Genomic DNA, 12,802 nt, shown 5'->3' on the forward strand with positions numbered 1-12,802 from the left:
AAGGGAAAAATGGAAAATATTATAGGTTCAATGACCGCACTTGTAACCCCGTTTAAAAATGGGAAAGTGGATTTAGAAAAATATGAATCTTTGATAAAAAGACAAATAGCATACGGTGCTGATGTTGTATCTCCTGTTGGGACAACTGGAGAGAGTGCAACTTTATCTCATAAAGAGCATAAAGAGTGTATTGAAGTTGCAGTTGCAACTTGTAAAGGAACATCTACAAAAGTTCTTGCTGGTGCTGGTTCAAATGCAACTCATGAAGCATGTGATCTTGCTAAATTTGCACAAAGTATTGGAGCAGATGCAATTTTATCAATTGCTCCATACTATAATAAACCAACTCAAGAGGGACTTTATGAGCACTATAAAGCGATTGCTTCAAGTGTTGAAATACCTTTTATGTTATACAATGTTCCTGGGCGTACTGGAGTTGATTTGTTACCACAAACAGCAATTAAACTTTTTGATGATGTAAAAAATATTTATGGAATAAAAGAGGCAACTGGTTCACTTGAGCGTGCTACATCAATTATATCTCAAAGAGAAAATTTCTTTGTTTTTTCAGGTGATGATGGTGTTGATTTTGCAATGCTAGCAAGTGGAGCAAAAGGAATTGTTTCAGTTACTGCAAACTTGGTTCCAGATTTAAAATCAAAACTAGTTAAATCTATATTTAGTGGTGATTATCAAACTGCATTAAAAATACACAATGATTTATATGAGTTAAATCAAGCACTTTTTTGTGAAAGTAACCCTATTCCAATAAAAGCAGCTATGTATTTAGCTGGATTGTTGGATACTCTTGAGTTTAGACTTCCATTAACAAGTCCAAGTAAAGATACAATAAAAAAATTAGAAAATTTATTAAAAAAATACGAGGTAAAAAAATAATGAATAGTTATATGAAGGGAAAAACATTAGTAATTTCAGGTGGAACAAAAGGTATCGGTAAAGAGTGTGTTTATAAATTTGCAAGCAATGGTGTAAATGTTGCATTCACATATAACTCAAATGCAGAAGTTGCACAAAATATTTGTAAAGATGTTGAAGCTAAATTTGGTGTGAAATGTAGAGCATATTCATTTAATATTTTAGAACCTGAAAAATATGTTGAACTATTTGAAGAGATTGATAAAGATTTTGATAGAGTAGATTTCTTTATCTCAAATGCAATGATATACGGACGAGCTGTTGTTGGTGGATATGGTAAATTTATGAAACTAAAACCAAGAGGTTTAAACAATATCTACACTGCAACTGTAAATGCCTTTGTTTGTGGAGCACAACAAGCTGCGAAAAGAATGCAAAAAGTTGGTGGTGGGGCAATTGTATCTCTATCTTCAACTGGTAATTTAGTATATATTGAAAACTACGCAGGTCATGGAACAAACAAAGCTGCTGTTGAAGCAATGGTTAGATATGCTGCAAATGAACTTGGTGAATTTAATATTAGAGTAAATGCAGTTTCAGGTGGTCCTATTGATACAGATGCACTAAAAGCATTTACAAACTATGAAGAGGTAAAAGCAAAAACAACTGAATTGTCTCCATTAAAAAGAATGGGACAACCTGAAGATTTAGCACAATCTTGCTACTTCCTATGTACAAACGATGCTTCATGGATTACAGGTCACACATTAATAGTTGACGGTGGGACAACTTTTAGATAATGTCGAAAAATCTAAATCTTCCAAATATTTTAGCTCTATTTAGAATAGCATTAGCTCCGCTAATGCTATGGTTTTTTCTAAATAGAGATAACCCACTTTTCTCCTCTTGGCATCCATCTTGGTTTGACTATTTTGCTGGACTTATATTTGTAATTGCTTCTGTTACAGATTTTTTTGATGGATATATTGCACGAACTTGGAATCAAATGACAAAACTTGGTGGAATTTTAGATCCACTTGCTGATAAAATGCTTGTTCTTGCTGGATTTTTGGGTTTAATGGTTATTGATAGAGCTGATGTATGGGCTGTTTTTTTAATCCTTTCAAGAGAGTTTTTTATAACAGGTCTTAGAGTTGTAGCAGTAGCTGAAGGTAAAAATGTAGCTAGTACAATGGCTGGAAAAATCAAAACTGTAGTTCAAATGATTGCAATTGGATTTTTAACTATGAACTGGCCTTTTGCAACAGAAATATTATGGTTTGCTGTAATATTAACTTTATACTCTGGATATGAATATACAAGAGATTATTTTAAAAATTAAGGGCTTTTATTGGGAACTATTACATTTTTATTAGTTTTATCTTTTTTAGTATTTTTTCATGAATTAGGACACTTTTTAGCAGCAAGATTTTTTGGTGTAAAGGTTGAAAAATTTTCAATTGGATTTGGAAAAGCAATTTATAGTAAATATTGGGCAGGTACAACTTGGCAATTTGCTATGATACCACTTGGTGGATATGTACAAATGAAAGGTCAAGATGACTCAAAACCTACTTTAGTAGAAACAGGAAATGACTCATACAATACAAAAAAACCTTGGCAAAGAATTATAATTTTATTTGCAGGTCCTTTTGCAAACTTTTTATTAGCAGCAGTTTTATATTTTTGTATGGCTCAAATGGGAGCAACTACCTTAGCTCCTGCAGTTGGTCAAATTCAAGAGAACTCAGTTGCATTTAATGCTGGAATAAAACCAAATGATGAGATAGTTAGAATAAATGATACAGAGATTAAATCTTGGGATGATATAGGTAAAGTTATCACTTCAACACAAGGTGCTTTACAATTTTATATAAAAAGAGATAATCAGCTTTTAGTAAAAATTATAAATCCTCAAGTTTCTGATGCAAAAAATATGTTCAATGAAAACATTAAAAAAAGAATGATTGGTATCTCTCCAAGCGGTAAAGTTGTAACTTTAAATTTAGGTTTTTATGACTCTTTAATTTATGCTTATGAAAAAACAATCTTTGCCTCAACAATGATTTTTCAAGGTATTCAAAAATTAATTCAAGGTGTAATTCCAAGTAGCGAGATTGGTGGAGTTATTACTATTGGAAAAGTTATAAGTGATGCAAGTCAAAGCTCTATAATAGCACTGTTAGCAATAACTGCATTAATTTCTGTGAATTTGGGAGTTATAAATCTTCTTCCAATTCCAGCACTTGATGGTGGACATATTATGTTTAATCTTTATGAGATGATTGCAAGAAAGAAACCAAGTGATCAAGTTTTTATGTTTTTAACAATTATGGGATGGATAATTTTAGCCTCACTTATGATTTTAGGTATTTATAACGATATAAATAGGATATTTTTAAATAATTAAAAGGACTTTTATGAATAAACAAACTGCTACAAAAAATTTAGACTCTTTAATTACAAAAGTGGAAGCAGCAAGATTAAGAGTTAGTGAACACCACATTGTAAAAATTGTTGGTGTTTCAAAATATTCTACAGCAAATGATGTAAAAACTCTATATGAAGCTGGTCAAAGAGCTTTTGGTGAAAACAAAGTTCAAGATTTAAAACAAAAAAGCGAAGAGCTTGAAGAGTTTCCAATTGAGTGGCACTTTATTGGAACTTTACAAAAAAATAAGATAAATAACTTAATAGATTTAAATCCTACTTTAGTTCAATCTTTAGACTCTCTTGATTTAGCGATTGAGTTAAATAAAAAACTTGAATCTAAAAATAAAAAACTATCTTGTTTACTTCAAATAAACTCTGCTTATGAAGATAGTAAATCAGGTGTTTATCCAGAAGTTGCAGTTAAAACATACAAAGATATTTTAGAAAAGTGTCCAAATATAGTTTTAAAAGGTGTTATGAGTATAGGTGCTCATGTTGAAGATGAAAATATTATAAAAGAGTCTTTTAAAACAACAAAAAAAATTTTTGATGAATTAGCTCCTTTTAATCCACAATATTGCTCAATGGGAATGAGTAGTGATTTTGAGTTAGCAATTAAGTGTGGATCAAATCTAATTAGAGTTGGTTCATCTTTATTCAAAAAATAAATAAAAAAAATTATAGTTTAATAGCTAATATTGTAGAATATGGCTTTTATTTAAATTAGAAAAAGGTGGTAATTAAATGTTTGTAAATCTTCCTACAAAGAAGAGAATCTTCTTAAATATGGTTCTTAGTCAATTAGGATTTGCAGCTATTAGTATAGTTGCTATCTTAAGTAATGAAAAAATCTGGGCTATAGTTGCTGTAAATATTGTTTTTGCAATTATAATTGGTTTTATAAGTTATAACTCAATGAAAAGAGTTGTAGGTGGAATTAATAGAGTTAAAGAGTATATTGAAGATTTAATGGATTTCATCTTCTTTAAAACAAATCATATAAGAAAAGCTGAATATATAAAAAATGATGATATTGGACAAATTTTAAAAGAGTTAAACTGCTACTTTGAAAAATATGACAAAATGAGAAAAGATGATATGCATGTTCTAGGAGAACTTGTTATTGCACTTGATAAAGTGGCTCAAGGAATATATACAACTCAAATTCACTCTGATACAAATAATTTTATGGTTCATACACTTAAAAATATTGTAAATAATATGCTTTCAAGAGCTAATAAAAATATGGAAGATTTAGTTGAAATTGTTGGATTGTATGCTGAGCATGATTATAGAAAACAGATGAATATAAACCCTATTTTAAAAGGTAAAATGAGACTTACAATGGAGAGAATCAATCAACTTGGTAGCGAGTTAAATTCAAATGCAAAACAAAATCTTGAAAATGGTAATTTATTAGAAAAAAATTCAATAGTAATGAATCAAAGTGTTGAAAATCTTGCTTCAAAAGCAAATTTACAAGCAGCAAGTCTTGAAGAGACAGCTGCGGCTCTTGAAGAGATTACTTCAATTACAAAAAATAATACACAAAATGCTTCAAAAATGGCACACTTAAGTAAAGATGTTAAAGAGTCTGTTGTTTTAGGAGAGAATTTAGCAAATAAAACAGCTCTATCAATGGATGAGATAAACTCTAAAGTTGAAGCAATTAATGAAGCTATTGAGGTAATTGATCAAATAGCATTCCAAACAAATATCTTAAGTCTAAACGCAGCAGTTGAAGCAGCAACTGCTGGTGAAGCTGGAAAAGGGTTTGCTGTTGTTGCTCAAGAAGTGCGAAATCTAGCAAATAGAAGTGCAGAAGCAGCAAAAGAGATTAAAAGTCTAGTTGAGAATGCAACAAGCAAAACAAATGAGGGTAAAAAAATATCTGATGATATGATTGAAGGTTATAATAATCTAAATAGATTAATTGGAGAGACTATAACTATTATTCAAGATGTAAGTATTGCTTCAAATGAGCAACTTAAAGGAATTGAGCAGATAAATGATGCAATTTCAAACCTTGATAGAGTAACTCAAGAAAATGCAATAGAAGCAAATAATGTTGCCACAATTGCTAATGAGACATTACAAATGGCTCAACTATTAGTAGAAGATGCTAAAACAAAAAAAGTAAGCTAAAGGAAACACAATTATGTCAAAAGAGATAATATTAGATGATTATGCATTTTTAGTAAGTGAAACAAATGAAAAAGGTAATATCATATTTGCAAATGATGATTTTTGTGAAATAGCTGGATTTACAGTAGATGAGTTAATTGGAAAGCCTCACAATATAGTAAGACATAAAGATATGCCAAAGGCTGCTTTTAAAGATTTATGGGAGACTGTAAAAAGAGGTGAAGTTTGGACAGGTTATGTAAAAAATGCTACTAAAAGTGGCGATTTTTATTGGGTTTTTGCAACTGTATTTCCTACAACAACTAGCCAAGGAACAAAGGGTTATATATCTTGTAGAAAAAAAGCAACAATTGAAGAGATAAAACAGTGTGAGTTGCTTTATAAACAGATGAGAGATAAAGAGAGATAAACTCTTTACTCTTTTGAATTGTTATCTTGAGGATTTTTAATTGAATCAATTTTAGCATCAATTAATGCCAAAGTTCTCTCTTGTGTTTTATATGAAATCTCTGGAAGATTTCCACCAAAAAGCTTGTTAGCCTCTTCAAAACCTTGAACAATTCCATCTCTACCTTTTTGAAGTTTCTCTAAATCATCTCCAGCAAAACTAAATACAAAATTTGCAACCCTATCAGAAGTTTGAGTTACTCCAAAAAAACCATCTTCACTTACAAGTTGTGTTGCTTCATCTTGAGATAGCTCCATAATAGGTTTTCCATTGTATCCAATATCAGACAAGCTCATATCATCTATTTTGCCTTTTCCACTTAAAAAATCCAAAACTGATTGTTGATCTTTTGTTATACTATTTGCATCAATTCCTGCTTGGGCAAACATACTATTTTTTGCCATAGATTTTGCATTCATCTCAAACAATATATATTGAGCATTCATAGAAATTGCTACTTTTGTAGCAGAGTTATTTATTATCTCTTCAACATTTTTATCTACATTTTTAGATGTTTGAGTAGCATCTTGTGCTTGAACTTTTTGACTTGAATTTTGCTTATAAGCATCTATTGAATTAGCAGAATTATTTGAAACTTGCATTGTTTCTCCTTTAATTTTTTAAATTGTACAATTCTTAAAATTAATTTAAACTTAATTTTTTTAAAAGCCTTTACAAAGGCAAACTTTAGTATATTACAAAAAAAATCAGGAGTTTTTATGAGAGAGTTTTTAGAAAAAGCAAAAAAAAGCAGTCATATAATTTCTACTTTACAAACTTCTATAAAAAATCATGCTCTTTTACAAATGGCAGATGCATTAGTACAAAATACAAATTTTTTAATAGATGAAAATAAAAAAGATTTAGAAGTTGCAAAGAGTTTAAACTTAAGTTCTGCAATGATTGATAGACTTCTTTTAAATGAAAAAAGAGTTGAAGAGATGGCAAATGCTATTAGACAAATAGCTGGACAAACAGAACCTGTTGGAAGAGTTTTAGATGGTTGGCTAACAAAAGATAATTTGCATATTCAAAAAGTTTCTATTCCAATAGGTGTTATAGGAATTATTTATGAAAGCAGACCAAATGTTACAAGTGACACAGCAGCATTATGTTTTAAAAGTGGAAATGTTTGTGTTTTAAAAGGTGGTAAAGAGGCAGAAAACTCAAACAAAGCAATTGCTTCAATATTACAAGAAGTTCTTATAGCAAACTCTTTACCAAAAGAGGCAATTTCACTACTTCCTGATAGTTCAAGAGAGGGTGTTGCAAAACTAATTGTTGAAGATAAATTTGTAGATTTAATTGTTCCAAGAGGTGGAGAAGCTTTAATAAAATTTATATCTAAAAACTCAACAATTCCTGTTGTAAAACATGATAAAGGTGTTTGCCACACTTATGTTGATAAAAGTGCAGATTTAAAAAAAGCTATTAAAATTGTTATAAATGCAAAGTGCCAAAGACCAAGTGCTTGTAACTCTTTAGAGACTTTGTTAGTTCATGAAGATATTTATAAAAAATTCTTAAAAGATTTAGAACCTGAACTTAAAGTTTATAATGTACAAATAAAAGCTTGTGAAAGAGCAAGAGAAGTTATTAATGCAGAACAAATTTATAAGCAAGATTTTGATGTAGAATATTTGGATCAAATATTAAATATTAAAATAGTAAATAGTTTAGATGAAGCAATAGAGCATATTGTAAAACATGGCTCTGGACACTCTGAAGCTATTTTAAGTGAAGATTACTCTGCTGTAAACAAATTTTTAGACAAAGTAGACGCAGCTTGTGTGTATGCGAATGCAAGTACAAGATTCACAGATGGTGGAGAGTTTGGACTTGGAGCTGAAGTTGGAATCTCTACAAATAAACTTCACTCAAGAGGACCGATGGGAATAAATGATTTAACAACATTTAAATATAAAATTTATGGAGAGGGTCAAACTAGAAAATAACTTAGTTTAAAAAATACCACCAAATAGCCACCATAATTTTATAAAATTTCTTAAAATTTTTGGAGGCTATTTATGACTTACTCAAAGAAGAGGTATTTTACATATCTTTTTATAACACTATTTGTTATGATATTACCATTTTTATCAATAAATGGTAATCAAATCCTGCTACTATCTTTTGACAAATTGCAGTTTCATTTTTTTGGTATTGCTTATAATGTAAATGAGCTTTATGTTATGCCATTTTTGTTAATGTTTCTTTTTATTGGAATATTTGCTCTTACATCTATTTTTGGAAGAGTTTGGTGTGGTTGGGCATGTCCTCAAACTATATTTAGAGTTATTTATAGAGATTTAATAGAAAGTACAATTTTAGATTTAAGAAGAATCAAAAATAAACAAAAAGATATTGATTACTCAAAAAAATCAAACCAAATTAAAAAGTATATATCTTTAATTTTATGGTTTATTATAACCTTAATAATCTCTTCAAACTTTATGTTATATTTTGTACCTCCTCAAGATTTCTTTGAGTATATTAAAGATCCTTTAAATCATAGTTTTATGATTATATTTATTGTAAGTCTTGCGATATTTTTATTTTATGATATTGTATTTATGAAAGAGAATTTTTGTGTATATGTATGTCCTTACTCAAGAATACAATCTGTTTTATATGATGACGATACAAAACAGGTAACTTATGATTTCAATCGTGGTGGAAAAATTTATCAAAATGGAATACAAACGATTTTTAAAAGTTCGCAATGGTCAAATAGTGAAGAGTGTACTGCATGTGATGCTTGTGTAAGAATTTGTCCAACTCATATTGATATTAGAAAAGGTCTTCAAGTTGAGTGTATAAACTGTTTAGAGTGTAGCGACGCTTGTAGTAGTGTTATGAATAAACTTGGTAAAAAATCTCTTATAAATTGGGGAAGTACAAATAGAGTTTTAAATAAAAAAAATATCTCAATTTTTACAAAGAAAAATATTAGCTACTTTTTTGCACTATTTTTATCTATTTTCTTAGCATTTTACTTCTCTCTTGAAAAAGAGCAGTTTTTAGTAAATATTAACAAAACAACCGAACTTTATAAAATAAATGAAGATAAAAATATTTCAAATAACTACATTTTAACTATTCACAACACTCAAGATGAAGATTTGACTTTTAATATAAAATTACAAGATGAAGAAAATTTTAAAATCAAAAGATTTGAACAAGTTTCTCTTAAGTCTGGAAAAAGAGCTAAAAAAATCTTGATTATTGAGAGTACAAATGATTTAAAAAATATTGATTCAAAAAACATTCCAATTAATATAAAGATATATACTTTAGAAAAAGATTATAAAATCATTAGAAAATTAGTCTTCTCAAAACCATAATTTTAAATAACTTTTTCTATAAAGATGGAGAATTTCGCTCCATCTTTTTCATTTTCAACCTCTAATTTTCCTAAAAAACTATCCTCTATAATTATTTTTGATAAATATAAACCTATACCTGTTCCATCTTTTTTTGTTGAAAAATATGGATTAAAAATCTTTTTTAGATTTTTAATTTTTACTCCACCACCATTATCAACAATATCTATTATAACTTCTGCACTAGAAGATGAAACTTTGATAAATATCTCTGGATTTTCTATATTTTTTAAAATATCTATTGAGTTTAAAACTATAGATAAAACAACTTGAGACAACTCATGTTTTACACCAAAAACTTTTATATCTTCAAAAGTTTTGAACTCTAAATCAAGCTTTATATTATGTTTTTTTAAATCAGCACTCAAGATTGAAATAGCATTAAAAATAGAATCTTTTACTAAAAAAATCTCTTTTTGTTTATCTTGTATATAAAACTCTTTAAAATCATCAATTGTTTTTGATAAAAAATTTAACTGTTCATTTGCCTGATTTACTTTTCTATCAAAAAACTCCTTATCTAATCTATTATTCTCAAATCTTGTTTTCAAATTTATTAAAATATATGAGATGTTATTTAGTGGTTGTCTAAATTGATGAGTTATATTTGCTATCATTTCACCAGATTTTACAAATTTTGATTGTTGTAAAATAAGCTTTTCAAACTCTTTATTTTGTCTTTTTAAATCATTATATTTATATGCTACAGATATTGTAAAAAGCATAGCTTCAATTGCAAATACAATTAAAACTAAATCAAAATAATTTTGTTGTATATAAAAATCTTTAAAATCAAAAATAAAAAGAATAATACAAAAAACAGACCATCCAACTACATAAAAAAGTGTTGGTTTAAATCCCTGCTTTAAGTTAAAAACTATTGATATAAATAGTATTGCATAAACTATAGTATATGGTAAATACTCAAATAAAATATAGTGATAAAATGCTGTTAAAATTACAATATTAAATAAAAAAGTATTAAAAAATAGTTCTTTATAGTTTCTAATTTTTGGTAAAAATTTTCCATCATAATAGTTGATAGCAAAAAATAGAGCAAATAAAGAGGCTAAAACTAAACTTATCTCTTTAATTAAATTTGAAATTTCAAAAAGATTACTATAAGCTAGAATATAAATTAGTGAAAAAATCTGCATAAAACAATAACTTACATAAAAAATCTCTTTTGAGTAAAGATATCTTACAAAAGTATATACAATTGTCATTATTAAAATACCAAAGGTAATACCATAAAAAAGTATAAAACTTATATTAGCATCCAATTTTATAACCAATATTTGTGAGATTTTCTATAATATTTTTTGGAAGTTTTGTTTTAAGATTTTTAACTAAAGTTTTCAAAGCATCTTTTGTCATAATATTATCAAACCAAACATAAGATTCAATCTCTTCATAACTTACATATCTGTTTTTGTTTTTAATAAGTAACTCTAAAAACAGAATCTCTTTAGCTCTTAATTTTACAATATTATTTTCAACTATCAAAACTTTATTAAAAGTATCAAAGTATGAATTATCATCAAATTTAAATATATTTGAAATATCATTTTCTAAAGATTCAATAGATAGAGAAATAGCCTCTTTAAAATCTGTTTCATTTATTGGTTTTATTAAATATTTTACAAGTTGTAACTCAACTGCTTGAAGTAAATACTCTTTATTACAAAATGCAGTTATTACTATAATTTGAGTTTTTTTATCAATTTTTCTAACTCTTTTCACAAATTCCAAACCATTTATCTTTGGCATTTGAATATCAGTGATAATAATTTCTGGTCTATATTTTTCATAAATTTGGAAAGCTATTGAGGCATTTGAAGCTTCATAAATAGTATCAAAATAGTTTTCTAAATACTCAACACCATTTTCTCTTGCTATATCATCATCTTCAACATATAAAATTTTTATATTATTATATTTTTTTAACATTTTGGATTATATCTTATAAATCATTATGTTAGAATTCGGCTATTTCTTGTAGAGAGTTGAAAATATGAATTTAGTATCATTACAAATAAAAACTTCAAATAATTTTGAAACAAATTTAGAAAATTTAAAAAAATTAATAACATCATGTGAAGAAAACTCTATAATAGTTGCTCCTGAATTAGCTGTTGTAGGATTCGCTTATGATAGGATGAATGAAGCTTCTGATTTTTGTGAAAAAATTATAGAAGATTTAAAAAATCTTTCAAGCAGTAAAGCAATAGCAATTACAACAATTGTAAAAGAAGATGATAAATTTTACAATAGACTTTTTATATTTTACAAAAATCAAATTATTCATACACAAGATAAAATAAAACTATTTCCTCTAGGAGAAGAGGATAAATATTTTTCACCATCAAAACAAAATAGTATAAAAATCATAGATATAGATGGTTTAAAAGTTGCTACTTTAATCTGCTTTGAACTTAGATTTCCAATTCTTTGGGAGCAGATTAAAGGAGCTGATATTATATTAAATCCTTCTATGTGGGGAGTAAAAAGAAAAGATCATTACGAATCTATTAGTAAAGCTCTTGCTTTGGTAAATCAAGCATTTGTAATAGCTTCAAATAGTGCAAATGATAATATGGCAAAAGGAAGTGCAATAATTAGCCCGTTTGGAGAAGTTTTAAAAGATGATTCAAAAGATATTTTAAATAAAAGATTTGATAAAAATGAGATAGAAAAAGTTAGAAAATATATAGATATTGGTTTAAATAAAAAAATTTGTTAATCAATATTTAAATGATTTTAAAATATAATTAAGGTTAAATTAGAATAAGAATATAGGAGAAACCGTTGAAAATAAAATTTTTAATTTTAACTTTTTTATTAACTTTTAATGTTTTTACTCACGCACTTGATCTTAAAAATCTAACTCCTCAACAATTAGAGATGTTAAGAGAGATTAAAAAAATGGGTAAAGATAGTGGGCTTAGCTACTCTCTTATGGCAATAGCTATAAAAGAGTCAAAACTTGGAGCTTACATGATAAATATATCTTCAAAAGATTTTGGAATGTACCAAGCAAATATTACAACTGTATTAAATAGACAAAATCTTAGAGATACTTCTTGGAATAGAAATGTATTTGCATCAAAACTTGTTTTTGACTTTGAATTTGCTACACAAAATGCAATTGAAGAGTTAACATTTTGGAAAAAAGTTCATAAAAATGACTGGCACAAAGTTTGGGGAAGTTACAATGCTGGATATAGATATAACTCAAAGAAAGCAAGAACTTACTCAAGAGAGATAGCTTCAATTATTAGAGAGCTTAAAAAAATAAATGTATAAGTTAGAGCTTTATGCTCTAACCCTCTTAAAACATAACTTCAAAAAATATTATTGATAATAAGTCTCAAGTTAATCAAAATTAAAGTTTCTTTTTATAATAATATCGATATTAATTATCAAAAGGAGCAGTTATGTCTGTATTAGTTATAGGAGCTGATGATATCTCACAAATAAAAGAGATGTTTTTAAATCTTGGTGTAAAAATGTTAGT

14 protein-coding genes are annotated in these 12,802 nt (G+C 27.4%); 11 read left to right on the top strand and 3 right to left on the bottom strand.

Annotated elements, in window-relative coordinates:
* Nucleotides 1-9: 9 nt before the first annotated feature.
* From dapA to WC168_RS04765, 7 genes are all read left to right on the top strand, one after another.
* The gene (gene dapA / locus WC168_RS04735; protein ID WP_372617824.1) at nucleotides 10-897 is read left to right on the top strand and encodes a 4-hydroxy-tetrahydrodipicolinate synthase; all 888 of its coding nucleotides are present in this window, start codon (nucleotides 10-12) and stop codon (nucleotides 895-897) included.
* Nucleotides 897-1,676, top strand: a complete 780-nt coding sequence (locus tag WC168_RS04740; protein ID WP_066159268.1) for an enoyl-ACP reductase — start codon at nucleotides 897-899, stop codon at nucleotides 1,674-1,676. Before dapA ends, WC168_RS04740 begins: the two co-directional genes overlap by 1 nt.
* Entirely contained in the window at nucleotides 1,676-2,218 is a 543-nt protein-coding gene (gene pgsA, locus WC168_RS04745) for a CDP-diacylglycerol--glycerol-3-phosphate 3-phosphatidyltransferase (RefSeq protein ID WP_066159271.1), read from the top strand. Before WC168_RS04740 ends, pgsA begins: the two co-directional genes overlap by 1 nt.
* A 9-nt stretch (nucleotides 2,219-2,227) precedes the next feature.
* Nucleotides 2,228-3,286 (top strand): RIP metalloprotease RseP, encoded by a 1,059-nt coding sequence (gene rseP, locus WC168_RS04750; protein ID WP_066159274.1) that lies wholly within the window; start codon nucleotides 2,228-2,230, stop codon nucleotides 3,284-3,286.
* A gap of 10 nt (nucleotides 3,287-3,296) precedes the next feature.
* A complete protein-coding gene (locus WC168_RS04755) occupies nucleotides 3,297-3,977 on the top strand; it encodes a YggS family pyridoxal phosphate-dependent enzyme (RefSeq protein ID WP_372617827.1) in 681 nt (226 codons plus the stop codon).
* A gap of 76 nt (nucleotides 3,978-4,053) precedes the next feature.
* Complete coding sequence (locus WC168_RS04760) at nucleotides 4,054-5,454, top strand: methyl-accepting chemotaxis protein (RefSeq protein ID WP_372617829.1); 1,401 nt, start codon at nucleotides 4,054-4,056, stop codon at nucleotides 5,452-5,454.
* A gap of 13 nt (nucleotides 5,455-5,467) precedes the next feature.
* Complete coding sequence (locus WC168_RS04765; protein WP_279133581.1) at nucleotides 5,468-5,863, top strand: PAS domain-containing protein; 396 nt, start codon at nucleotides 5,468-5,470, stop codon at nucleotides 5,861-5,863.
* A gap of 5 nt (nucleotides 5,864-5,868) precedes the next feature.
* Here the strand turns inward: WC168_RS04765 and WC168_RS04770 are convergent, their stop codons facing one another.
* Complete coding sequence (locus WC168_RS04770) at nucleotides 5,869-6,504, bottom strand: hydrogenase-4 component G (protein ID WP_372617831.1); 636 nt, start codon at nucleotides 6,502-6,504, stop codon at nucleotides 5,869-5,871.
* A gap of 117 nt (nucleotides 6,505-6,621) precedes the next feature.
* Between WC168_RS04770 and WC168_RS04775 the strand changes: the two genes are divergently transcribed.
* Together WC168_RS04775 and ccoG are read left to right on the top strand one after the other, a co-directional pair.
* Nucleotides 6,622-7,857 carry a glutamate-5-semialdehyde dehydrogenase gene (locus tag WC168_RS04775; RefSeq protein WP_372617833.1) on the top strand — a complete coding sequence of 412 codons (1,236 nt, stop codon included), beginning with the start codon at nucleotides 6,622-6,624 and terminating at the stop codon, nucleotides 7,855-7,857.
* 72 nt (nucleotides 7,858-7,929) lie between these two features.
* Nucleotides 7,930-9,246: a cytochrome c oxidase accessory protein CcoG gene (gene ccoG, locus WC168_RS04780; protein ID WP_372617835.1), complete on the top strand. Its 1,317-nt coding sequence runs from the start codon at nucleotides 7,930-7,932 to the stop codon at nucleotides 9,244-9,246.
* A gap of 2 nt (nucleotides 9,247-9,248) precedes the next feature.
* On the opposite strand, the gene WC168_RS04785 is transcribed toward ccoG, so the two are convergent.
* Nucleotides 9,249-10,580 carry an ATP-binding protein gene (locus WC168_RS04785; protein WP_372617837.1) on the bottom strand — a complete coding sequence of 444 codons (1,332 nt, stop codon included), beginning with the start codon at nucleotides 10,578-10,580 and terminating at the stop codon, nucleotides 9,249-9,251.
* Nucleotides 10,558-11,235: a response regulator transcription factor gene (locus WC168_RS04790; RefSeq protein ID WP_066350620.1), complete on the bottom strand. Its 678-nt coding sequence runs from the start codon at nucleotides 11,233-11,235 to the stop codon at nucleotides 10,558-10,560. Before WC168_RS04790 ends, WC168_RS04785 begins: the two co-directional genes overlap by 23 nt.
* A 64-nt stretch (nucleotides 11,236-11,299) precedes the next feature.
* On the opposite strand from WC168_RS04790, the gene WC168_RS04795 reads away from it, so the two are divergent.
* Together WC168_RS04795 and WC168_RS04800 are read left to right on the top strand one after the other, a co-directional pair.
* Nucleotides 11,300-12,028 (top strand): carbon-nitrogen hydrolase family protein, encoded by a 729-nt coding sequence (locus tag WC168_RS04795; RefSeq protein WP_372617840.1) that lies wholly within the window; start codon nucleotides 11,300-11,302, stop codon nucleotides 12,026-12,028.
* A gap of 65 nt (nucleotides 12,029-12,093) precedes the next feature.
* Complete coding sequence (locus WC168_RS04800) at nucleotides 12,094-12,591, top strand: transglycosylase SLT domain-containing protein (RefSeq protein WP_372617842.1); 498 nt, start codon at nucleotides 12,094-12,096, stop codon at nucleotides 12,589-12,591.
* Nucleotides 12,592-12,802: the final 211 nt, after the last annotated feature.

This window comes from Aliarcobacter sp. (genome assembly GCF_041672065.1).
Taxonomy (GTDB): domain Bacteria; phylum Campylobacterota; class Campylobacteria; order Campylobacterales; family Arcobacteraceae; genus Aliarcobacter; species Aliarcobacter skirrowii.